The sequence below is a fragment of the Dethiosulfovibrio faecalis genome (assembly GCF_021568795.1).
GTDB classification, from domain to species: Bacteria; Synergistota; Synergistia; order Synergistales; family Dethiosulfovibrionaceae; genus Dethiosulfovibrio; species Dethiosulfovibrio faecalis.
In genome coordinates this window covers 1-21,529 of record NZ_JAKGUE010000018.1, presented here as the reverse complement: position 1 = coordinate 21,529, position 21,529 = coordinate 1, and the positions used below count along the sequence as shown (strand labels likewise).

Here is a 21,529-nt window from a genome sequence, read left to right as displayed (position 1 = left end):
CTTCCCCCCGGTTATATCTTGGAGATGGCACCGAACTTGCAGGTGTCCATACAGGCTCCGCATTTCACGCATTTGTCCTGGTCTATAACGTGAATTTCCTTGACCGACCCGGAGATGGCGTCGGCGGGGCATTTTCTGGCGCACATGGTGCATCCCCTGCAGAGGTCTGGGTCTATCCGATAGGAGATCAGCTTGCGGCATTTCCCCGACGGGCAGCGATGTTCCTCTACGTGAGCCACGTATTCGTCCCAGAACTTGTCCAGCGTGGACAGAATGGGGTTGGGGGCGGTCTGGCCGAGGCCGCAAAGGGACGTGTCCTTTATGACTCCCGAGAGGTCCTTCAGAATCTTGAGGTCCTCCATTGTTCCCTTGCCCTCCGTTATTTTCTCCAGTATCTCGAGAAGCCTTTTGTTGCCCACCCTGCAAGGGGTGCACTTCCCGCAGGATTCCTCGACTGTGAATTCCAGATAGAACTTGGCCACAGCCGGCATGCAGTCGGTCTCGTCCATGACGATCATTCCGCCGGAGCCCATCATGGACCCCGCCGCCAGTAGGTTGTCGAAATCTATAGGCGTGTCCAGGTCCTTCTCCGTAAGGCAGCCGCCAGAGGGGCCTCCGGTCTGTACGGCCTTGAATCTCTTGCCTCCTCTGATGCCTCCTCCTATGTCGAAGATGACCTCTCTCAGAGTCGTTCCCATGGGAACCTCCACGAGACCGACGTTGTTGACCTTGCCGGCCAACGCGAAGACCTTGGTCCCGGGGCTTTTCTCGGTGCCTATGGAGGAGAACCAATCGGGGCCCTTGAGGAAGATCGCCGGAACGTTGGCGAAGGTCTCGACGTTGTTCACGTTGGAAGGCTTGCCCCAGAAGCCCTTTTCCGCGGGGAACGGCGGCTTGCTGGTCGGTTCGCCTCTTTCTCCCTCCATGGAATGGATAAGGGCGGTCTCCTCGCCGCAGACGAAAGCGCCTGCTCCGTAGCGAATGTCGATGTCGAAGGAAAACTCGCTGCCCAATATGTCCTTGCCCAACAGTCCGGTCGATCTGGCGGACTCGATTGCCCCGCGAAGTCTCTTTACCGCCAGAGGGTACTCCGCTCTGATGTAGACAAGTCCCTTGTCGGCGCCTATGGCGTAGCCGCATATGGACATGGCCTCCACTATCGAGTGGGGGTCTCCCTCCAGTATGGATCGGTCCATGAAGGCCCCCGGGTCGCCCTCGTCGGCGTTGCAGATGACGTACTTTCCCTGTTCGGAAGAATATCGGGATGCGAACTCCCACTTGAGCCCCGTCGGGAACCCGCCGCCGCCTCTTCCCCGAAGTCCCGAGCTTTTTACCTTGTCTATGACCTCGGCGGGAGTCATCGTCTCCAGTATCGTGCCGAGTGCCATATATCCGTCTCTGGCTATGTATTCGTCTATGTTCTCCGGATCTATAAAACCGCAGTTTCTGAGGGCTACCCTCATCTGTTTTTTGTAGAAGTCCATGTGTTTAGAGTCGGAGATGTGCTCCGACGTTTTGGGATCTACGTATAGAAGCCTGGGAACCTTGCGTCCCTTGACGATGTGTTCCTCCACTATCTCCTCCACGTCTTCTGGCGTCACCTGCACGTAGAACGTGTTGTCCGGAGCTATCTTTACGATAGGTCCCTTTTCGCAGAAACCGAAACATCCGGAGACGATTACCTTGACCTCCTGGTCCATACGGCGTTCCTCGAGGCATCGTCGAAAGTTATCTATGATCTCCTGGCTCTTGGACGACATGCAGCCCGTTCCTCCGCAGACCAGGACATGCATCTTGACATCGGTCATGAAATGCTCCCCCTCTCGCCGGAACGGCTATTCGTGAATCGTCTTATAGGCTACGGGGATGACCCCGTCCACCAGTTCGCCCTCGACTATGTAGCGCTCGACTATCTCGGAGATCCTGTTCCCCGAGACATCGCCGAAGACCACCGGATCCTGTCCGGGGAGGGTTATCTCCACTGTGGGTTCGCTGTGGCAGTACCCCATGCATCCGGTCTGGGTGAATACCACGTTATCTATTCCTCTGGACTTCACCTCTTCCATGAGGCCGTCGAGGGTCTCTCTCGCTCCAGCGACGATGCCGCAGGTTCCCATGCTGACCTTAACCTGGACGAGTTTCTCTATATCCTGTCCCTTTTCTCGAAGTTCCGTGGCTGATTTCATCTGTGCTCTGATTTTTTTGAGCTCGTCCAGAGATTTTATGGTGCTCATTCGGTTCCCCTCCGTCCTACTCGGCGTATTCCGCCAGTATGCCGGCTATCTTGCCGGGCTCCACTCTGCCGTAGACTTTTTCACCTACGATTACAACAGGGGCCAGCCCGCAGGCGCCTACACACCTGAGAGTGTCCAGAGAAAACTTGCCGTCCTCCGATACCCCTCCGACGGATATGCCCAGCTGTCTGGTAAGTTCGGTTAGGACCTCCTCGGCTCCTCTGACGTAGCAGGCTGTTCCCATACAGACCGATATGGGATATCTGCCCTTAGGGGTCATCGAAAAGAAAGAGTAGAATTTGACCACTCCGTAGACTTTGGCGAGAGGCAGGTCCAGCCTGTCAGCCACGAATTCCTGGACCTCCTTAGGCAGGTAGCCGAAAATGGATTGAGCCTTGTGAAGGACCGTTATCAGCTCGCCTTTCTTGTTCGGCAGGGATTCTACGAACGCCCCAAGCTCGTCGAACCCCTTGTGTGTGGTGCAAGTGCATTTGTCCATGAACTTTTCTCCCCTTCCGTGTTTGCGGAAAACTGGTGATGCGAAAAGGTGCTACGTGCGTAAGATATCATAGCACCCGAATAGTGAACGAACAAACGTGTATATAAAATACGCGTCAATTCGCTTGCGAGGGGATCAGTCTTTTTCTGTACCTGGTCAAAAGCCACATGGTCAACACCGCGGAGGCTACGTCGGCGGTAGGGTAAACCAGGAATACGCCCAACAGCCCCAGATAGGGAGGCAGTATCAGGGCAAGGGGGATCAGGAGGAGAACCTGTCGACTCAGGGACAGCACCATGGACGGTCTGGAGAAGCCCAGCGACTGAAAAGTGGCTGTCCCTATTATCTGAAAGCCCACGACGAAGTACATCGATATAGCCACTCTGATGAAGCTTTTAGTGGTGTCTATCAGGGCGGGAGAGTCTGTGAACACCCTTACCAGAGGTCCCGGTACGGTCAGAAGCAGAACCGAGGTGCCCAGGGATATTATCGAAGCCGATATCAGCGCCAGTTCCACGGCTTTCTTGGCCCTCATGTTGTCTCCCGCTCCGTAGGCGTACCCCACTATGGGCTGAAGGCCCTGGGCTATGCCGAAGATGGGCATTATGCTCAGGCTCAGCATTTTCTGAACGATGCCCTGAGCCGCCATGGCGTCGGTGCCTCCGTAGAAGCTGAGGCGGTTCAGGATGAGAACCCCCGCCACAGACTGGGCCGATAGCCTGGCGAACTCGGAGCCCCCGACTGTCATGATCTCCTTCAGTATTGACCATCGAGGTCTCAGATTGGAGGTGTGCAGTCTGACGGAGCTTCTGCCGGGAACCAGATAGTGGGCTATGGCCCACACGAAGGTTACCCCCTGGGCAATGACCGTGGCGACGGCAGCTCCCGTCACCCCCATCTTCAATACGAAGATGAAGATCGGGTCCAACGCTATATTCGTGACCGCCGAGAGTATCAGTGACATCATGGCGACCTTGGCGCTGCCCTCGGACCTTATCACGCAGTTCATCGTTATCCCGCAGACCAGCAGGGAGGACCCAAGAAAAATGGTCCCCAGGTAGTCTCGAATCAACGGAGCCAGCTCCGACGGAGCGCCGGTCAAGGCCACCAGGGTCGGCATAGAAACCCTTCCTGCGGCGGAGACGAAGAGTCCCGCCACCAGTGCCATGAAGAAGGCGTTCCCCAGGGCGACCTCCGCTCTTTCGTTGTCGCCGGCTCCGAGGGCTCTGGAGACCAACGACGCCGCTCCGACCCCGACCATCATGGCCAGGGCGTGGACTATGAACTGTATCGGAAAGGCCGAAGCTATGGCTCCCAGGCCTAAAGGGCCTACCCCTCTTCCAACGAATATGGTGTCCACCACGTTGTAAGACGCCATCACCAGCATTCCCGTCATGGCGGGTATGGACAGCTTGGCCAGGAGTCTCCCGACCGGCTCTTTCCCTAAAAACTCGGTCCTGTCCTTCATCGCAGAACCCTCCTCTTATTTTGATATCCCGGGTATTATACACGTTTTTCCCCTCGATCCTCTTGACATTCCTTTACTTTTTGTGGTTCTACTATATGGAAAAAAGGGTTTATCTTCGTTCCAAGGTTCTGAGGAGACCCCGATGTGTTACCATATGGAGAACGTTCGATCCTTGTTAGGAAGTTTTAATGGATTGGAAGAGGTGTTGAGAGTGGGGTTTAAGCGGAGTCTACAGCTCAAGATAGTGGCGATGGTACTGACGGTGGTGCTCGTGGTGTTCGCCGGAATGATCGGGACCATCTCCTACATGAATCGCAGGGAAAGCATGGTGCAGGCCAAGGACCTGGCCATGAGCCGTTCGACCGAGTTCGCAAATCAGATGAAGCTCAGACTGGATTCGGGACTGGAGGTGGCACGGACCCTGGGGCACGTGTTGGAGGGACTGGTTCGCACCGACGAGGGCAACCGGGAGATGGTTAACAGCATCCTCTCCGAGACCTTGAAGGCCAACCCCGATTTCTTCGGGCTATGGACCTGCTGGGAGCCGGACGCATTCGACGGCCAGGATTACGCCTACGCCTACATAGAGGGACACGACGAGACCGGCCGCTTTATTCCCTACTGGTTCAAGGACGGAGGAGAGGCGAAGCTGGTCCCTCTCGAGGGATACGATACCTCCGGAGAGGGGGATTTCTACCTGGTGCCGATGGAGAGAGGAAGGGAGACCATTCTGGAGCCCTTCCAGTACGACACGGGAGACCGAACCGTGACCTTGACCAGCCTCGTAGTTCCTATGGAGATAGATGGGACCAAGGTAGGAGCGGTAGGAGTGGATATCTCGGTAGAATCTCTGAACGGGATCAACGACGAGGCCAAACTTTACGACACCGGCTTCGGTCGGCTTATGTCGACCAAGGGGGTCGTAGTGGCCCATCCGGATCACAATAGGATAGGAAAGCCCATAGGCGAGACAGTAGGGGATAGGGGAGCATACTTCCTGAAAAAAATTGCTTCCGGTGATAGCTGGTTCGACGAGGCATGGTCCGTCTCGTTGAACGATACGGTATACAAGGCATTCGCCCCGGTGGTCGTAGGAGATACCGGAACGCCCTGGAGTTTCGGGGCCGTCATAGAGAAGGGCGAGGTCATGGCGGCCTCCGATCGGATGCTCTATCTTACGTTGGCGATAGCGGCGGCGGGGCTCGTCTTGGTGGTCGGGGCCGTGTGGCTGGTGGCGGGAAGGATCGTCCGTCCCCTCAGAAAAATCTCGGAGATGGCCGCTAGAGCTCAGGAGGGCGACCTCACCATGACCAGGGAGGACTTCGGAGTCGACTCGGAGGACGAGATCGGAACCGTCGTGGACGGCCTGTCCGCCATGGTGGCCTCCCAGGCCGAATCGGTGGCCCAGATCGACATGGCGGCCAGGGCGGTGTCCCGTATATCGAAGGAGCTTCTGGAACTGTCCGGCAGGACCAACTCGTCGGTGGAGACGGTTGAGACCGGGCTGAATCAGACCTCCGAGCTCTCCGAGTCGAACAGCGCCTCTATAGAGGAGACCACCGCCGGGATTGAAGAGGTCGCCAGCGGAGCCCAGACCATGGCGAAGTCCGCGGCGGACGGAGCTACAGCGGGACGGGGGGCTGGCGAGACGGCCAGGTCCTCGGTGGACAAGGTGGAGGCGGTGGTCCAGGACCTTTCGGACGTGGAGAGAAAATCGGTCGAGAGCGTAAAGGCCATGGAAGAGCTTGGGGCGGCGGTCAGGGACATAGCCGGATTCGTCGAGACCATAACGGGCATAGCCGATCAGACGAACCTCCTGGCCCTGAACGCCGCCATAGAGGCGGCCCGGGCGGGAGACGCTGGAAGGGGCTTCGCAGTCGTGGCTGAGGAGGTCCGCAAGCTGGCGGAGGAGTCCAATTCCGCCGCGGGAGAGGTAGCCAAGCTTATGGAGGGCCTTGAGGCCAACTCCAGACAATCCATATCCGTGACGGAGGAGACCGGCAAGGTCATCACCGATATAGCGACGAGGGCCAATGAGGCCGGGGCCGACCTTAAGGACTCTCTGGAAAAGATCTCCACGTTCGTGGAGGCCATAGACAACGTGGCTGCCATATCACAGGAACAGGCGGCCTCCAGTCAGGAGATGGCCTCCGCCATGGACCAGATAACCATGGGAACCACGAAGATAGCCGAGTCCGTCAGAGAGATGACCGAGTCGGCCGGGGAGGCCAGGGAGGCCGCCCAGTCTGTAGCCGAGATGGCGAAGGAGTTGGACCTCCAGGGAGAGGACCTGACCGCCAGGATCGCCCGTTTCAAGGTGAGGGAGGAAAAGGCCGTAGTCTCCCGATAGCCGCTGTATCGAAAAGCGCCCGTCCGATCGGACGGGTGCTTGGTTTTGAACGCCAGAGGCAGGTTCCTGCTTCCTCTGGCGGAGGACGTCCTGGGCTCTGTTCGGGAACAGTTCTCGGTCGGGCCGTCGGTCCCTCGATGATTATTCCTTGCGCCGTTCCCTGTCGTCTTGTTTTCTGAAGAGATCCTCCATTCGTTCGTCCGCGGTTCGCTCTATCTCGGCCAAAACTGCGGACGCGTCGGACAAAGCCGATTCGGGGAAGCGGTTAAGCCTTTCGATAAGGTTGGACATATGTCTCATGTCGAAGGCGTGGTACTCGAGGAAGATGTCCTGTCCGGCCTTCGTCAGGAACAGGAGAATCTCCTTCCCGCTGTCCGGCGACGGTATCCTCCTGACGACTTTCTTTCTCTCCAGTTTTGTCACCATCTGGGAGGCTGCGCTTTTCGTCACCCCTAGGATCTCCCCGAGAGCGGTCATGTTGCAGCCTTGATTTCCCCCTATAGCCTGTAGGGCGTGTACCTCTGCGGGAGACAGAGTCGCTCCGTCCACCTCCAGAGGGACCTTGTCTATCTGGAGATGCCTGCCGACTATCCTCTGAACTCTGGTTACTATCTCGTGTAATTTCCTATCTTTATCCGTCATGAATAGATGATAGATATGATGAACTGGGCTGTCAAGATAGCTGCGTCGTCCCGTTGTTCTCAGCATAAAAATAACGAAGAAGAATAGAATGCTTTTCTTTTTGTTGGGGTTTCCCTATAATTTCGGTCGGGCCTCCTCCGTTGGAGGTTATCGACTTTATGAAAAGGGGTAGTGGTATGAAAAACAAGACTCTGGTTCTCATGGCTCTCTGCATAGCGATAAACATGGGGTTGGGGCAGATCGCATCCAGCCTGAAGCTTCCCATCTTTCTGGACTCCATAGGGACCATATTGGCGGCCCTTCTCATGGGGCCCTGGGTAGGTATGGCTACCGGTCTTTTCACCAACCTAATATGGGGGCTTCTCACCGGCCCCATAGCGGCGGCCTTCGCTCCCGTAGCCATGGTGATAGGCCTGGTGGCCGGATTCACGGCTCGCAGGGGGATGTTCAGATCCCTGCCCATGGTCGTAGTCTCCGGCGTCGTGATGACGATCTTCGTCACGATCGTGGCAACCCCCATAAGGACCTATCTGTTCGGAGGGGTTACCGGTTCCGGAGCGGATTTCTTCGTGGCCTATATGAACGCCGTCGGACAGAATCTGTTGAAGTCCGTCGCGATCACCGTTATAGGGAGCAACCTGGTGGACAAGGTGGTCAGCTGTCTCATCGGTTGGATGTTGGTGAAACGCCTTCCCGAGCGGATACGTTCCCTCTTCCCGCTTGCGGACGAGGCGGTCTGATCTCCCTTGGCGTTATTTCTATTTTGGTCTTTGTGGGTCGGAAGCTCCATGGCGCTTCCGGCCTTTCCCTTTGTGGCTGTCATGGCCTGTCTATCGTCCTGTTCCTTGCTCTTATGGCCCAGGGCCAGGCACCGTCTGATATCACTGGTCTACCTTATGGTACCTCTAGCCCTTGGCTTCTGGCTTATACACGGCGGGTTTTTCGCCAGACTCGTCGGGTCGGAAGCCGTCGGAGCCAGGCCTCTATGGGCGATGGGGCTGTGGCTTCGTATCCTGTCGGTGGTGTCCGTATCACAGTTTCTTCTGGAGTATTTTCCTCCTAGAAGGATTGTGAAGGCCCTTTTGAACGGGCCTGCTCCCGATGGGATCGCCTATCTGATGGCGAGTCCTCTGCTGCTGGCCGAACAGATCAAGGTCAGGATAGGGGAGATTCGAGAGGCCCAGCTCGCAAGAGGCGTCAGGGTAAAGGGGTCAATGAGGGAACGGTTCTCGTCTCTGTCCGCTCTGGTGTTTCCCCTGGTGTTGGGTTTGTTGAACGATCTTCCGGCAAGAAGCGCCGCGTTGGACATGAAGGGATTCGGTCTTTTTTCCGGAAGTTCCAAGAAAAAAAGCGAAGAAGAATTCTTGAAATCATCGGAGGATAGTTTGACGGAAGAAACCCCCGTTTTGTCCGTGGACCGACTGGTCCTGCGTTCCTCCAGAGAAGGAGACCCCGTAGTGGAGGTCCCTGGGCTTACTCTGTTTCCGGGAGAATGGCTCTTGGTGGAGGGGGGTAACGGAAGCGGCAAGTCCAGTCTGGCCGCCGTCCTCTCCGGGGCGGTTCCGGAACATAGAGGAGGTTATGTGGAGGGAACTGTCTCCGTTACGGGTAAGGATATCCGTCCTTTAGGATGTCTCCATCTGTCCGACAAGGTCCAATGGGTGCAACAGATACCGGGGCTTTCAATGTCGGGATGTTGCTACTCCGTCTGGGACGAGATCTCTTTCGGACCGGGGAATCTGTCGATTTCCCCCGAAAAGATCGAGCCCAGGGTGGAGAGAGCTATGGATTTGCTCGGCATATCCCATCTTAGGGATAGAAATCCGATCGAGCTGTCCGGCGGAGAGGCCCAGAAAACGGCCTTGGCCTCCTCTGTGGCCATGTCTTCCAGGCTGTTGATACTGGACGAGGCATTTTCCAGGATAGCCTCCGCCGACGTACCTGTGATAGCCGCAGGACTCAAGGAATGGTCCGGGAAAAGCGGCTGTTCCGTGGTGCTTCTGGAACGGGACGGAGAGCCCTTCAAGGGGTTTTGCGATCAGAAAGGCTTTCTGGAGGGCGGATCTCTGGTTTTAGACGCAGAGAGTCCCCCCCGTCCTCGTCTCGACGGGGCGGTTCAGGGAGGCGTCTCCGGAGGAAGATCTCTGCTTGAGTTCCGGGATCTCGGCTTTTCCTGGCGCCCCGAAGAACCCTCCGTTTTCGATTCTATAGACGGGATGGTACGAGAAGGGGAGAGGATCGCCTTGGTAGGGCCCAACGGGGCGGGGAAGTCGACTTTGATGAGACTCTGCTCCGGATTGATCTCCCCCGATTCGGGGTCTATCGAGCTGGATGGTCTGGACGTGGGATCCATGGACCCCGAGCTCAGGGCCTCCCGGGTCGGTTTTCTTTTCCAGGACGCGGAGAGGCAGATCTTTCACTCTACCGTGGCGGAAGAGGTCCTGTTTTCTCTGAGGAAGGAGAATCTGTCCAGATCGGAAAAAGAGGCTCGCCTCGAGAGGGCTCTGGTCGACACCGGTCTCTCCGGTATGGAGAAGAGGCACCCTCTGGACCTGAACTCGGCGGAGCGACGGATGGTGGCCGTGGCGTCCCTGGCCGTCAAGGACCTCGATATGCTGCTGCTGGACGAGCCCACCAGGGACTTCGACGGTCGATGGATGAGGATTTTCGAGAACTGGCTGGAGCGTCAGAGGGGAGCCGTGCTGGCGGTCAGCCACGATCCCGACTTTGTCTCCCGTTTCTTTTCCACCGTTTGGACCTTGAAAGACGGGGCCTTGACCTCCCGGAATTTCGTCGATAGGTAGGATCGCCTTGACACCCCTTCGAGAAGGCTGTAATCTTCGCCATATAGTTAAGCAGGTAAACTATATTGGTGGTTTCGGGAGTCAGATTTCTCGAGAAAGGGGATCGGTTTTTTCATGGAAGCTAATAGCTGTAATTGCGGTTGCCACCGTTGCGGTATGGGCGATCATCGTCAGGGAGTCAGCAGTTTCTTCATTCACGATAGCGAGGAAATCTTCCGCGTGTTGGGGTTGAAAGAGGGCGATTTCTTTTTGGATCTCGGATGTGGCTTCGGGGATTACTCGATCCGGGCTTCCTCTATTGTCGGAAGTTCGGGAAGGGTTCTCGCCCTTGACAGAGACGAGGCCGCTATCGATGATCTGAATGTACGGATAGGTCGAAAGGGTCTGTTTAACGTAACGACGCGGACAGGGGATATAACGAGGGCTATTCCTCTGGAGGACGACTGTGTAGACCTCTCCCTTCTCTCCACCGTGCTGCACATTCCGGAGGTCGTCGATCGAGTTTCGGAGCTGGGGGCGGAAATCCGCCGGGTCCTCCGACCCGGCGGACTCCTCGCTGTTATAGAGGTCTACGGAGAGGGGGAACTTTTCGGACCTCCGACAGGTGTAAGAATCTCTCCGGACGAGGCCGAAAGACTCCTGTCCCCCTGTGGTTTCAGAGCGCTGGACTTGTTCGATTTCGGAAGGAGCTACCTTTTGAGGTTCGAGATGTCCTAGCTCCAAAGGCGACCGGCTCGATCGGTATCGGCTTATCGGCTTATCGGCACAGTTCCTCTATTTCCGAGTTTATCTTCTTCGCCGATTCCCTCATGTCGCGAACGGCCTCCTCGGTCTGACGGGTAAGTCCGTTGGAGTTCGACACGCCTTCCGCTACCGTTATCGCCTGGTTTTTGATGTCGACGAAGATCCTCTCTATATTCTGCGTAGCCGGTGCGATTTTTCCCGCTTCTCCGTGGACCTTTTCGGCGAGCTTCCCTACCTCGCCGGCCACAACGGCGAAGCCCTGTCCCGATGCTCCGGCATGAACGGCCTCTATCGTGGCGTTCAGGGCCAGCATGTTGGTCTGTATCGAGGTGGCGTTGATCGCCTTGGCTATAGGGGCGAAAGTAGTCAGAATGTCGTTCGCCTGGGTCGTCCTCTCGTCCAGTTCGGCACAGGCGATTTCGTTCTTTTTCAGCAGATCTGTCAACGAGGTCATCATCTCGTTGACCCTGTCCATGTTCTTCTCCAACGCGGCGGTGTGTCTAGCCACCTCTTCGGCCATGGCAAGGTTTTTCTCCATTTTGTTCTCTATCTCTTTTTTAGCCTCGTTGGCCTCTCTGCTTTTCTCGTCCGCCTTGGCGTCGGAGTTGGCTTTTTCCGTCTCTACCAGCTTTTTCGTCGCGTTCAGGTCGGCGACCATGTAGTGGAGACAGTTTCCCGGTTTGTTCAATCCGTTGAATATGGCTATGGCCATCTTTTCACAGGAGCCGTAGCCGCAGGCGCCGCAGTCGTAGATATCCTCAGGGGAACTCTTGCCCATCGATAGGTAGACCTCTTTGAGCTCGTCTTCCGACGGTGTGCGAATTTTAGATAGCGCCGACCTGTCTAGGTAGTTTCTTTCGTAAAGGCCTGCTTTCCAGCGCTGGTTTATGGATTTTTTCAATTTCAGTTTTTTAAAGCCTGAAAATCCGCTTCCGTGAAGCTTTTCGGCCTTCTCTTTTCGTCTGTGAACCCTGTTCTCCACCTCGTCGATAGTGAGGTCCGTTTTAGGCGTGCCGGGGCCTCCGTTGCATCCCAGGGCGCAGCTGAGGCAGTCCACCATCAGGGGAGCCTCCCCTCGATCTATGGCGGATTTTAGTCGTGCCAGATAGGGGTACACCGCCTCCGGTCCCTCTATCTTTCTCGTCCTATCCCCTATTCCGGGAACCTCTCCCTCCGCCGTCTTCATAAGCCCTCCCGGAACGGGGAACAGCACAGCTCTCTCCGCCGGTGGGGTGTCGTAAGGGATCTTCGGAAAGGAACCCAGGTCGGTCTCGTTCACGTATAGGTATCTTTTTATGCTGTCGAAGGTCACGTTATAGTCTCCCATCCCAGTCTCCTCGAACTCCCTTTTTTTTGCCAGACAGGGGGAGATTGCCGCTATTTTATGTCCTCTATACCGGGGGTAGAAGTGTCTTATCATCTTTATGGTGTGGAGCATGGGGCTGTCCGCCGGGGCCAGGTAGGGAATCAGCTCGGGATGATAGATCTCCACGAAGGATACTATGGCGGGACATGGCTGAGAGATGATCGTTTTCGGGTGATCTCTCCTGATGTGTTCCACGTAGCTTTTAACGGTAAGTTCCGCTCCGAAGCTGACGTCGAAAATTCCATCCACGCCTATCGATCTAAGCCATCCGTTGATGCTATCGGCGTCGGTCCCGAAAACGGCGGATACCGCCGGAGCTACTATCGCTACGACCTTCTCCTTCTGACGGCAGGCTTCCATGAACTTATCGAAATCGTCCATCCCGTATCTGGCCCCTTGGGGACATGCCTGAATACACTTCCCGCAGGCGATGCACGTATGGTGATTTATGGATACGTGGTCTCCACTGCCGTCGTTGCAGAATTTTACCGGACAGGCCGCTATGCACGCATGGCAGTTGTTGCATTTGTCGATGTCTATCCCTATTACCTGAGCCATGTGTTCGGATTTCCCTTCGTTTTTTTCGTTTGACAACGAAAATCCCCCCTTAGTTTTCTGCCATGTCGACGGTCTTGAGAAAGCCGTAAAAAAATCCCTCCTATAAGATATAGCTTATTTCGGATTTGAAATATACGCATGGGAATAAGTCTATAGATAGGGAATTGTTTTTTTATTCTGCCTGCTTATCTGGCCTTGTTTGTCTGCTACTAGCTGCTATAATCTGCTCAAGGAGGTGTTCCCATGGGAGACAGGAGAGGTCGTCTCGACGCCTTGGCCGGTATACTCAGAGGTTCGGAGGATCCGATCAGCGGCGTGGAACTGGCGGAGCGTTTGGGGGTCAGCCGTCAGGCCATAGTTCAGGACATAGCTACCCTTCGGGAGGAGGGCCTTCCCATAGTGGCAACGTCCCGGGGTTATAGGGAGGAGCGCCGTCCTCCCTCTTTCAGAAGGAGCTTCGCCGTCTGTCATCAGGCAGATCAGATATACCGTGAGCTTTCACTGGTCGTCTCCATGGGAGGAAGGGTTCTGGACGTCTTCATAGACCACCCCATATACGGCGAGCTGCGGGGGAACGTGGACGTGGGATCTCAGGAGGAAGTGGACCGATTTCTGACCTTGATGGAGACAACCGGTCGCCATCCTCTGCTCTCTCTTTCCGACGGGTTCCACCTTCACACCGTGGAGGCCCCGAGCGAGGGGGTACTACGGGATATCGAGGAGGGCCTGAGGAACGCCGGGTTCCTCGTGAGCTTCTAACTTTTCGAACGGTTCGATTACCCAGAAGGAAGTGTTGGTAATATGAGAAAAAAGGAAAGGCTTTGGTTGATATGGATGGCTATCGTTACCCTGCTGGACGTGGCCCTTCCCTTCGGCGTCTTGAGGGAAAGCGGGTCTTTTAGAGGGGCTTTCGCCGTCTGGCTCTTGTTGACCCTGGCGGTAGTCCTCTCCGGAGCGATCTACACCGGTTCCTGGGGAACCGAGAGGAGGCCCTAGCCATGTCGGGAGTAATGCTGTCCTCCGGGATAGCCCTGTGGTTTCTTCTGGGTTCTCTGATCTCCTGGCAGGCCCGTCGAAGGAGAGGAAGCGGTCTTTCCGATTATTTTCTGGCGAATCGAGCGGTAGGTGGTTTCGTCTCGGCCCTGACCTACAGCGCCACGACCTACAGCGCCTTCATGATGGTCGGCCTAGTGGGGCTCACCTACAGGACCGGCGTGGCCGCTCTGGGTTTCGAGTTCACCTATCTGATCTTCACCGTGCTGCTGCTGGTCCTCTTCGCCCCCAGATACTGGGCGGCGGGACGGGCCTTCGATCTGGTAAGCCCTACCGAGCTTCTGTCGTTTCGTTACGGTAGCAGGAAGGTCGGTTTCGCCGCGGCCTGTCTCTGTCTGGTCATGCTTATACCCTATGCCTCGGTTCAGCTCATGGGGGTGGGGTATCTGCTGGAGACCCTCTCCGGCGGCGCCATTCCCTTCGTGGCCGGTTCCGGGGCGGCGGCCTTGATAGCCGTGACCTTCTGCCTGGCCGGGATGAGGTCGGTAGCCTGGACCGACAGCCTTCAGGCGTTGGTTATGCTCGTGGCCAGCCTCCTTCTGACTGCTTTCGTCGTCACACACTTCTTTCCGGACGGCTTTATCCTGACCGTGTCGGAGAATCCGGATCTGCTCAAGGTCAACTGGTCCCTGCCTCTGTATCTGGGGCTTACCCTGCCCTGGGCCTTCTTCGCTGTGACCAATCCCCAGGTCGTCCAGAGGCTCTACACGCCGGAGAATCCCCGAAGCCTCAGGAACATGATCCTCGGATTTTCCGGTTTCGGACTGATATACACCCTCATATGCGGACTTTTGGGTTTCTCCGTCGCCATAATAAATCCGGGGCTGGAGAACGCGGACAGGGCCATGCCGGTGCTGTTGTCCCAGGTTCCGGTGGCTCTGGGACTGGTCGTCACCGTCAGCATAATGGCGGCGGCGGTGTCCACCCTGAACTCGGTGGTGCTCACCCTGAGCTCCATGTTCGGACGGGACGTGGTTCGCCCTCTGAGCCCCGGAATGTCGGAGGAGGGAGAGCTCCATATCGGAAGGCTGATGATACCGGTCGTGGCTGTGGCCTGTTTCCTCTTCGCCCAGTTCCGTTTCGACCTCATAGTGGTGCTCTCCGCCATGGCCTCGGGAGGTCTGCTGATGCAGCTTCCAGCCGTGTTGGGGGCCTTTTTCTGGCGCAGGGGTACCGCATGGGGCGCTCTTTCGAGCCTGGTGATCGGAGGGACCGTGGTGGCCGGACTCAGTCTGGCTGGTTTGAAACCCATGGGGCAGTGGCCGGCCCTGTGGGGATTGGCGGCTTCTTCCGTGACCTTCGTGGTGGTCAGTCTTCTCACCTCCCCGCCGGAGAACTGTTCTCGGTTTTTCGACGGTATGAAAGGCGAGATGGAGGGACATTTTTAAAGTACAATGTCCCCTGAAGGTGTGTATATCTTCCTGTATAGGAGGTAACGAGATGAAAGATCGTGCCGTGAACAGGGTGAGGTTGAGGGATTCCATAGAGACTCTAGGTCGAGTCGGCCTGGACGATTCTGGGTTCAGGACCAGGCTGGCCCTGGACGACGGGGATAAGGCGGGCCGGGACCTGCTGGTCTCCTGGCTTGAGGCCTCGGGGTTGGAGGTCAAGGTCGATGCCATTGGAAATATCTTCGGCATCCTTCCCGGAGAGGAACAGGGGGATCCGGTCATGTTGGGTTCCCACATAGACACGGTCCGACATGCCGGAAGGTTCGACGGCTGCGTCGGCGTTCTCGGAGGTCTGGAGGTGCTTAGGACCGTGGCGGAGAGGGGGATCTCCCATCGTCGATCCCTGGCTGTGGCGGCCTTCACCAACGAGGAGGGGGCCAGGTTCGCCCCGGACATGATGGGCAGTCTCGTATTGGCCGAGGAGGTCTCGGTCGAGGATATGTATTCCCGCGTGGACGACGACGGCGTCTCGGTGGGAGAGGAACTCGAGAGGATAGGCTACAGAGGCTCCGACCTGGTAAGGCCTTCGGCTTATCTCGAGATCCACGTGGAGCAGGGGCCCTATCTGGACATGAAGGGAGTTCCCTTCGGCGTGGTCGACGGAGTCCAGGGGATCGTTTGGTGGCAGGGGCGCTACGTCGGCCAGGCCAATCACGCAGGGACGACCCCTATGGGAATGAGGAACGACTCTCTGCTGGCGGTATCCCACCTTCACGTGAAGATGACCGAGCTTGCCGAGAGCATGGGCGGATGCGCCACCATAGGCAAGATCTCCGTCGATCCCTACATAATAAACGTGATACCAGGGGAGACCGGCTTCACCCTGGACCTTCGCCATCCCGACGGGGAGAAACTCGCCTCTATGAAGGAGGAGGCGGAGAGGACCATGGACGATCTGGCAGAACGTTTCGGCCTCGAGGTCCGATATTCCCGGGAGGCCGACGTCGCCCCCGTCTCTTTCGACGAAGATCTGGTCTCTATGATCCAGTCGGTGGCGGACGAAAGAGGGCTTTCGTCCACCCACCTGTGGAGCGGAGCGGGACACGATGCCCAGATCATGTCCCACATAGTTCCCACCGCGATGATCTTCGTGCCTTCCATCGGAGGCAAGAGCCACTGTCCTCAGGAGGACAGCGACTTCGATCAGATAGCCGACGGGGTCGACGTGCTCTTAGAGTGCGCCGTGAGGCTGGCGAATCGATAGACGAGACGGAAAGGGCTGGATCAGATCAGGCCACAGGCTTGGAACGCCTGCTCCATGTCCTCGATGATGTCCTCTCCATCCTCCAGGCCGATGCTGAAGCGGAAGAAACCCTTTCGGAAGATTTCCGGATAGTGGGGCAGTTTATCGCTGTTTTTATCGTAGTAGACTATGAGGCTCTCCGTGTCTCCCAGGGAGACGGCGTGGGTCACCAGCTTAAGCTCGTCCAGGAACCTCTGGTGGGTCATGTCGTCGCCCTCTATGTCGAAGGCAATCATGCCGGAATACCGGCCCTTCATCAGCTTCTCGGCCCTCTCTCGCTGGGGATGGCTCTCCAGCCCGGGATACCAGACGAAGCGGACCGCCGGACTCTTCTCCAGGAACCGTGCCACCGCCATGGCGGTATCGCCGTGTTGGGCCATCCTGATCGGGAGGGTCACCAGTCCTCTGGATATCAGCCATGCGTTGAAGGGGCTCAGTATGCCGCCGTAGTTGACCATGGCCAGTTCCTTCAGTTCCGCAAGCAGTTCTTTTCTGCCGAGCACGCATCCTCCCAGGGAGTCGCCGTGGCCGTTTATGTACTTGGTCATGCTGTGGATCTCCAGGTCCGCCCCCAGCTTCAGGGGGTAGATGCAGATGGGGCCGGCGAAGGTGGCGTCCACCGATACCAGGGCCCCGCTCTCGTGGGCGGATGCGGCTATGGCCTCCACGTCGCTGATCTCCGTCGTGGGATTGCCGGGGGTCTCCACGTGGACCAGTCGGGTCTTGGGGCCTATGGCTTCCCTCACCGCCTCGGTGTCGGTGGTGTCCACGAAGGTCACGTCTATGCCGTATTTTTTAGGCAGGTAGTCCCGAAACAGCAGGTTGGTGGCGCTGTAGCAGACCTCGGATACAACGACGTGGTCCCCCGAGTCGAGGAAGGTGGTGAACACCCCGGCAAGGGCCGCCACTCCGCTTCCGAAGACGGCGCAGTCCTCCGCTCCGGTCAGGGCGCAGAGCTTGTCCTGTGGCACCATCTGGTTGACGTTTCGGTTTCTGGCGTAGATGTTGCTCTCCGTTCCGCTCCAGTCCACCGGGGTGCCGTCGGTGGGGATGCGGTAGTTGGAGGTCATGTAGATCGGCTCGTTGACGGCCCCGAACGCGTCGTCCTTTCTCCCTCCGCCGTGTACCGCGGTAGTCTGTTTTCCCATCTTTCCTCTCATCTTTCGTTCCTCCTCGTCGTCTTGAATATATAGCAGGCCGTCCCAGCCTCGGCAAGAGAATGGCAGGCCCATATGGACTCTCTCCCCAGGGCGAGGGGCAGCAGACCTATCAGGACAGGAGGTGCCACCACGCTCCTGAGCAGGGAGATCGTCATGGCACTCCTCGTTACTCCGGTGGATTGCCGGAAGGATATCTCCAGGATGTTGAACCCGGCCAGAAAAAATCCGGCGAAGTAGACCGGGCTCGCTTTTTCCGCCAGATCTATCATGGCTATCTCCTCCGGCGAGAAGATGGATATGAAATCCCGTCCGAACAGGACTATCCCCACATGGCAGGATATACCGATCGCCAGAAAAAAGCACCTGGCGAAGGACAGGAGTTCGTCGTTTTTCCCGTGGTTCCCCACGCTCTGGAGGTAGCTGAACACCGGCTGAAGGCCCTCGGCCATGCCTAGAAAGAGGGTCAGGAATATGAGCATCATGTACCCTATGACCAGATAAGCCGCCAGGCCGGTCTCTCCGTATCCGTTTTTAACGATGGCAACGTTGTAGATAAAGGTAATTATCCCTATGCTGAACTCCATCACGAAGGACGGAGATCCCAGCCTCAATATGTCGTGCCAGTCTTTCCATCGGATCGTTGCCTTTTCGAGGTACAGCCTGCCCTTTTTCAGCAGGAAGTGGGGCAGCAGTACGATAACGCTCACGACCGGGCCTATAGCCGTAGCCAGAGCCGCACCCTCTATGCCCATGTCCATGGGGTAGAGGAACAGGTAGTCCAAAACGACGTTGGACAGAGAGCCCAGGGTCAGGGCCGTCATGGCGAGGCCGGGACGGCCGTCGTTTCTGGCCAGTCCTCCCAGGAGAAAGCTGAAGAGGAGAAAGGGCGAAAACAGCACGATGTATCTCAGGTAGCCCACAGCCTGGTCGTGGATCCCCGGCGTCGCTCCCAGAAGCCTGGCGATCCCGTGGCAGAAGTGATTTCCCAACAGGACGACCGCCGATCCTACAAGGGCAGAGAGAAGTATGGACGCCTTGAATATCCTGAGGGCCTCGCCGAGCCTTTCACGGCCCAGCCGATCGGAGATCATGATTCCCGCTCCGGAGGCCAGGGCCATGGAGATGGCTATCAGTATCTCTATCACGGGAACGGAGATGGCCGCGGCGGCCATGCCGATCCTGCCCAGGCGGTTGCCTATGAAGACGCCGTCCACTATTAGATAGATGGAGTTGAACAGCAGTCCCACCATCTGAGGCACGGCGTATTTGAAAAACAGCCTGCGACTTCCGAGTTCGTTCAAAATCCGGGCCTCTAGAGGGCGTCCCTCAGCTCTCTCTCTATCTCCTCCAGCCTTTCCGGGGTAACTCCCAGGGCCTTTTGAAACCGTTCTTCCTCGATCCTCACCACCTCCAGTACGTCCGGGGATATCCTCCGGACCGCCGCCTTCGTCCTCAAAACCGAGACATCGTCGTCGTTACAACCTTTTATGGCCGTGACCTCCAGAATGAACTTTCCTTCGTACTGTCTGCGGAAGGCCTCCATATTGCGGAGATACTCCGACAGGGAGTAGCCTTCCATGGGACGCTGGAATTTCTGAAACCGTTTCTCCGATATGGTCTTCAGCTCCCCGACGACCTCGTCGCATCGATTCGCTATCTCCATGTAGCCGTCCCTTCCCAGAAGGTAGCCGTTGGAGAGGAGGCGGACCGCCGTTCCGGTGGATCGGATCAAGTCGACTATCTCTCCGATCCCCTGGTGGACGAAGGCTTCTCCCATCGAGTTTATGAAGACCAGATCGGGCTTCTCCGCCTTTATCCTTCTTTTCAGCTCCGCCAGGGATTCCTCCAGGCCGTCGAAGGGTCTCTGGGTGTCCACCTTGTCCTTCGACCTCCCTATGGGACAGAACACGCAGTCGAAGTTGCAGTGCTTTTCGGGAAGCACGTTAACCTCCAGCACTCTTCTGCCGTTCTCCTCGTAGATCTCCTTGTAACTGAACCCTTTCATGGCCTCTCCTCCTATGATCAAATAGAAAAGGCGCCGGTTCTCCCCATCTTCGAAGGCCTAACGATGGGGAGGCCGGCGCCTGGCTCCCCTACCCGGCGGCAGGGGAATGGCTTCTCTTTTATTTGCAAACATAAATATCACGATATTGGAGGCTTGTCAATTGGGAGAGCCTGAAAGATCGTCCTCTCTAGAGACGGTCCGATGGCGCTTCTATCTTAAGGGTACCTCTAAAATCTCAGGTCCGAGTTTCCTCGGAGAGGTCGTTTCGGCTCCGCCCTGTCTCGCCCGAACGTATTCCCGACCTGCCTGTTTCGTACGGACCGCCTCGGAGGGCACGTCCTGTGCCCCCTCGGCTTGGGGCGACGTCCTGTCGCCCCATCCGTACTACACGACGGCAGGTCGGAAATACGGGCTCGAATGGGCTCCGCCGAAACGGCCTCTCCGAGGAGTGACGTTTTTAGAGATGCCCTTAAGGCTCTATCGCGGCTTCCCCGTTTTCACTGTCTAAAATCGAGATCTCGCAGGTGCCGCCCAGCTTCTCTTTGACCATATCGGACAGCTCTTTCAGAGCTTTTTCGAGGTCGCTTCTTCTGGAGTCGTCCACCAGCTCGATACATAAAAAGGCGTTCTTCGTCTCGTCGGTCAACATGGTGCGGACCGACTCCCTCCAGTTCCAGCAGCGGCAGATGGCGCCCAGATCGTCTTTATAGACTATCTCTCCCTCGTAGGGAGGGGAGGACTTGTCCTCTCCGAGAACGATGAAATCCTCGTCGCCGATCGCCTTGGTCAGTTTTATGTCTCCCACGAAGGTGTCTATGTCCTCGCCGCCGCAGGGTAGACCGTATCTCAGAGAGATGGCGTTGTAGATGTCCACCAGAGGGTTTATGGTCCTCAGTTCCTGTCCCTTCTGGACCCTTTTCAGCAGTGCCTCTATGGACGATCTGGCTCCCTTCTTGGTCTTGAACTTTCTGAAGGCCTCTCTCCATACCTTCACGGGGCCGTTTTCGGAGAACTCGCTTTCGGTCAGGTGTTTGAGTGCCTCCGTCTCCGCTTCCTTGAGCATCTCCCGGTATTCCTCTTCGTTCCTGATCGAGTTGTCTAGGCCGCGGCAGACCACGATCCCTATGAGCGAATCGGGGAACACCTGCCGGAAGTCGTCCTCGACGATGAACCTTTTCATGCGGACCTACCTCCTTTTCGGGATATAAAAAAGCCCGGGAACCGAATCTCCCAGGCTTTTATCCTTCCGTGTACACGACGAGTCGTGCGTTTTCTCTCGGACCTGCCGACCAAAGGCCGCGGAACCCTAGAAAACTGAGCTTATTCGATTTTTAGATCCTTTAAGGACCTGGATGTGACGAGATAACAGGTCGATATGAATCCAAATTTAAATATAGACAAGCTTTTACCCCATGTCAAGTGGGATCTTGGGCTAGGAGAACTTCCCCTCTCTCCACCTCATGGAGCCGGAGAAGTAGTCGTTTTTGAGTTTCTTGATCTCCGGAGTGAGGGTCAGAAGGCCGATCATGTATGGGGTACTTAAAAATGGACAGGTTCCCGAGGTAGTGAACGCTCCCTATCTTTTTACGACATCTTGCCTGATAGGCTCCGCCATATACCGGAGAATACCCGATAAAATTTTAGACGTTATATTTTATCCGTTATTGATGTTATTATAAACAAGTGTTTGATATGGGGCCTAACTTAGATGTAAGATACATGGGGTCTGAAAGGATGGCCGTCTTGAGAAAAAAAAGATTGTTTTTTTATTTTAGTTTTTTTGTGGTGATGATGTTAGCCTCCTCCCTGAATGCTTTTCCCTTTTCTGCATCAAAGAGCGAAAGTAGTTCTCATAAAGTATGGTGGACCCCATTGTCAAGACCATTTTTTAGCCTAGATTAGTTTAGGTCAGACTGCTATAGGTCTTCCTTTCCGAAGTAGATCTCCTGCGG

General features: G+C 56.5%; 18 protein-coding genes and 1 riboswitch. Of the genes, 8 read left to right on the top strand and 10 right to left on the bottom strand.

The annotated features are described in order from the left end of the window. Positions 1-11: 11 nt before the first annotated feature. The 4 genes from L2W58_RS10955 to L2W58_RS10940 all read right to left on the bottom strand — a co-directional run bounded on the left by L2W58_RS10955 (position 12) and on the right by L2W58_RS10940 (position 4,201). Positions 12-1,808, bottom strand: a complete 1,797-nt coding sequence (locus tag L2W58_RS10955; RefSeq protein WP_236103384.1) for an NADH-quinone oxidoreductase subunit NuoF — start codon at positions 1,806-1,808, stop codon at positions 12-14. Between the two features lie 27 nt (positions 1,809-1,835). After that, on the bottom strand, positions 1,836-2,234 hold the full coding sequence (locus tag L2W58_RS10950; RefSeq protein ID WP_236103383.1) for a (2Fe-2S) ferredoxin domain-containing protein: 399 nt from the start codon (positions 2,232-2,234) through the stop codon (positions 1,836-1,838). A 16-nt stretch (positions 2,235-2,250) separates the two neighbouring features. Beyond that, the gene (locus tag L2W58_RS10945; RefSeq protein ID WP_236103382.1) at positions 2,251-2,733 is read right to left on the bottom strand and encodes an NADH-quinone oxidoreductase subunit NuoE family protein; all 483 of its coding nucleotides are present in this window, start codon (positions 2,731-2,733) and stop codon (positions 2,251-2,253) included. Positions 2,734-2,848: 115 nt separating this feature from the next. Further along, positions 2,849-4,201: an MATE family efflux transporter gene (locus L2W58_RS10940; protein ID WP_236103381.1), complete on the bottom strand. Its 1,353-nt coding sequence runs from the start codon at positions 4,199-4,201 to the stop codon at positions 2,849-2,851. 211 nt (positions 4,202-4,412) lie between these two features. Between L2W58_RS10940 and L2W58_RS10935 the strand changes: the two genes are divergently transcribed. Continuing rightward, positions 4,413-6,551, top strand: a complete 2,139-nt coding sequence (locus L2W58_RS10935) for a methyl-accepting chemotaxis protein (protein ID WP_236103380.1) — start codon at positions 4,413-4,415, stop codon at positions 6,549-6,551. Positions 6,552-6,692: 141 nt separating this feature from the next. Here L2W58_RS10935 and L2W58_RS10930 read toward each other — a convergent pair whose 3' ends face one another. Next, complete coding sequence (locus tag L2W58_RS10930; RefSeq protein WP_236103379.1) at positions 6,693-7,193, bottom strand: MarR family winged helix-turn-helix transcriptional regulator; 501 nt, start codon at positions 7,191-7,193, stop codon at positions 6,693-6,695. 176 nt (positions 7,194-7,369) lie between these two features. Here L2W58_RS10930 and L2W58_RS10925 point away from each other — a divergent pair, with 176 nt between their 5' ends. From L2W58_RS10925 to L2W58_RS10915, 3 genes are all read left to right on the top strand, one after another. After that, positions 7,370-7,933: an ECF transporter S component gene (locus tag L2W58_RS10925; RefSeq protein ID WP_236103378.1), complete on the top strand. Its 564-nt coding sequence runs from the start codon at positions 7,370-7,372 to the stop codon at positions 7,931-7,933. 48 nt (positions 7,934-7,981) lie between these two features. Further along, complete coding sequence (locus L2W58_RS10920) at positions 7,982-9,997, top strand: ATP-binding cassette domain-containing protein (protein WP_236103377.1); 2,016 nt, start codon at positions 7,982-7,984, stop codon at positions 9,995-9,997. Between the two features lie 114 nt (positions 9,998-10,111). Beyond that, positions 10,112-10,714 (top strand): class I SAM-dependent methyltransferase, encoded by a 603-nt coding sequence (locus tag L2W58_RS10915; RefSeq protein WP_236103376.1) that lies wholly within the window; start codon positions 10,112-10,114, stop codon positions 10,712-10,714. A 40-nt stretch (positions 10,715-10,754) separates the two neighbouring features. Here the strand turns inward: L2W58_RS10915 and L2W58_RS10910 are convergent, their stop codons facing one another. Next, complete coding sequence (locus L2W58_RS10910) at positions 10,755-12,665, bottom strand: [Fe-Fe] hydrogenase large subunit C-terminal domain-containing protein (protein WP_236103375.1); 1,911 nt, start codon at positions 12,663-12,665, stop codon at positions 10,755-10,757. A 243-nt stretch (positions 12,666-12,908) separates the two neighbouring features. On the opposite strand from L2W58_RS10910, the gene L2W58_RS10905 reads away from it, so the two are divergent. The 4 genes from L2W58_RS10905 to L2W58_RS10890 are packed head-to-tail and all read left to right on the top strand — an operon-like array spanning position 12,909 to position 16,373. Continuing rightward, positions 12,909-13,424 (top strand): transcription repressor NadR, encoded by a 516-nt coding sequence (locus L2W58_RS10905; RefSeq protein WP_236103374.1) that lies wholly within the window; start codon positions 12,909-12,911, stop codon positions 13,422-13,424. Positions 13,425-13,466: 42 nt separating this feature from the next. Then, the gene (locus tag L2W58_RS10900; protein ID WP_236103373.1) at positions 13,467-13,661 is read left to right on the top strand and encodes a hypothetical protein; all 195 of its coding nucleotides are present in this window, start codon (positions 13,467-13,469) and stop codon (positions 13,659-13,661) included. A 2-nt stretch (positions 13,662-13,663) separates the two neighbouring features. After that, entirely contained in the window at positions 13,664-15,106 is a 1,443-nt protein-coding gene (locus L2W58_RS10895; protein ID WP_236103372.1) for a sodium:solute symporter family protein, read from the top strand. Positions 15,107-15,158: 52 nt separating this feature from the next. Next, complete coding sequence (locus tag L2W58_RS10890; RefSeq protein WP_236103371.1) at positions 15,159-16,373, top strand: M20 family metallo-hydrolase; 1,215 nt, start codon at positions 15,159-15,161, stop codon at positions 16,371-16,373. A 20-nt stretch (positions 16,374-16,393) separates the two neighbouring features. Here the strand turns inward: L2W58_RS10890 and L2W58_RS10885 are convergent, their stop codons facing one another. The 4 genes from L2W58_RS10885 to L2W58_RS10870 form a co-directional block, all read right to left on the bottom strand. Next, a complete protein-coding gene (locus L2W58_RS10885; RefSeq protein WP_236103370.1) occupies positions 16,394-17,572 on the bottom strand; it encodes a trans-sulfuration enzyme family protein in 1,179 nt (392 codons plus the stop codon). Continuing rightward, positions 17,569-18,873, bottom strand: coding sequence for an MATE family efflux transporter (locus L2W58_RS10880; protein ID WP_236103369.1), 1,305 nt, complete (start codon positions 18,871-18,873; stop codon positions 17,569-17,571). Before L2W58_RS10880 ends, L2W58_RS10885 begins: the two co-directional genes overlap by 4 nt. 11 nt (positions 18,874-18,884) lie before the next feature. After that, positions 18,885-19,577, bottom strand: a complete 693-nt coding sequence (locus tag L2W58_RS10875) for a radical SAM protein (RefSeq protein ID WP_236103368.1) — start codon at positions 19,575-19,577, stop codon at positions 18,885-18,887. A gap of 469 nt (positions 19,578-20,046) precedes the next feature. Continuing rightward, positions 20,047-20,757 carry a B3/B4 domain-containing protein gene (locus L2W58_RS10870; RefSeq protein ID WP_236103367.1) on the bottom strand — a complete coding sequence of 237 codons (711 nt, stop codon included), beginning with the start codon at positions 20,755-20,757 and terminating at the stop codon, positions 20,047-20,049. Between the two features lie 45 nt (positions 20,758-20,802). After that, positions 20,803-20,898, bottom strand: a riboswitch (guanidine-I (ykkC/yxkD leader). Positions 20,899-21,529: the final 631 nt, after the last annotated feature.

What these genes read in the sequence shown, in the direction of transcription:
- L2W58_RS10955 (WP_236103384.1), bottom strand. Translation starts at nt 1,808, where the DNA reads ATGACCGATGTCAAGATGCATGTCCTGGTCTGCGGAGGAACGGGCTGC.
- L2W58_RS10950 (WP_236103383.1), bottom strand. Translation starts at nt 2,234, where the DNA reads ATGAGCACCATAAAATCTCTGGACGAGCTCAAAAAAATCAGAGCACAG.
- L2W58_RS10945 (WP_236103382.1), bottom strand. Translation starts at nt 2,733, where the DNA reads ATGGACAAATGCACTTGCACCACACACAAGGGGTTCGACGAGCTTGGG.
- L2W58_RS10940 (WP_236103381.1), bottom strand. Translation starts at nt 4,201, where the DNA reads ATGAAGGACAGGACCGAGTTTTTAGGGAAAGAGCCGGTCGGGAGACTC.
- L2W58_RS10930 (WP_236103379.1), bottom strand. Translation starts at nt 7,193, where the DNA reads ATGACGGATAAAGATAGGAAATTACACGAGATAGTAACCAGAGTTCAG.
- L2W58_RS10925 (WP_236103378.1), top strand. Translation starts at nt 7,370, where the DNA reads ATGAAAAACAAGACTCTGGTTCTCATGGCTCTCTGCATAGCGATAAAC.
- L2W58_RS10920 (WP_236103377.1), top strand. Translation starts at nt 7,982, where the DNA reads ATGGCGCTTCCGGCCTTTCCCTTTGTGGCTGTCATGGCCTGTCTATCG.
- L2W58_RS10915 (WP_236103376.1), top strand. Translation starts at nt 10,112, where the DNA reads ATGGAAGCTAATAGCTGTAATTGCGGTTGCCACCGTTGCGGTATGGGC.
- L2W58_RS10910 (WP_236103375.1), bottom strand. Translation starts at nt 12,665, where the DNA reads ATGGCTCAGGTAATAGGGATAGACATCGACAAATGCAACAACTGCCAT.
- L2W58_RS10905 (WP_236103374.1), top strand. Translation starts at nt 12,909, where the DNA reads ATGGGAGACAGGAGAGGTCGTCTCGACGCCTTGGCCGGTATACTCAGA.
- L2W58_RS10900 (WP_236103373.1), top strand. Translation starts at nt 13,467, where the DNA reads ATGAGAAAAAAGGAAAGGCTTTGGTTGATATGGATGGCTATCGTTACC.
- L2W58_RS10895 (WP_236103372.1), top strand. Translation starts at nt 13,664, where the DNA reads ATGTCGGGAGTAATGCTGTCCTCCGGGATAGCCCTGTGGTTTCTTCTG.
- L2W58_RS10890 (WP_236103371.1), top strand. Translation starts at nt 15,159, where the DNA reads ATGAAAGATCGTGCCGTGAACAGGGTGAGGTTGAGGGATTCCATAGAG.
- L2W58_RS10885 (WP_236103370.1), bottom strand. Translation starts at nt 17,572, where the DNA reads ATGAGAGGAAAGATGGGAAAACAGACTACCGCGGTACACGGCGGAGGG.
- L2W58_RS10875 (WP_236103368.1), bottom strand. Translation starts at nt 19,577, where the DNA reads ATGAAAGGGTTCAGTTACAAGGAGATCTACGAGGAGAACGGCAGAAGA.
- L2W58_RS10870 (WP_236103367.1), bottom strand. Translation starts at nt 20,757, where the DNA reads ATGAAAAGGTTCATCGTCGAGGACGACTTCCGGCAGGTGTTCCCCGAT.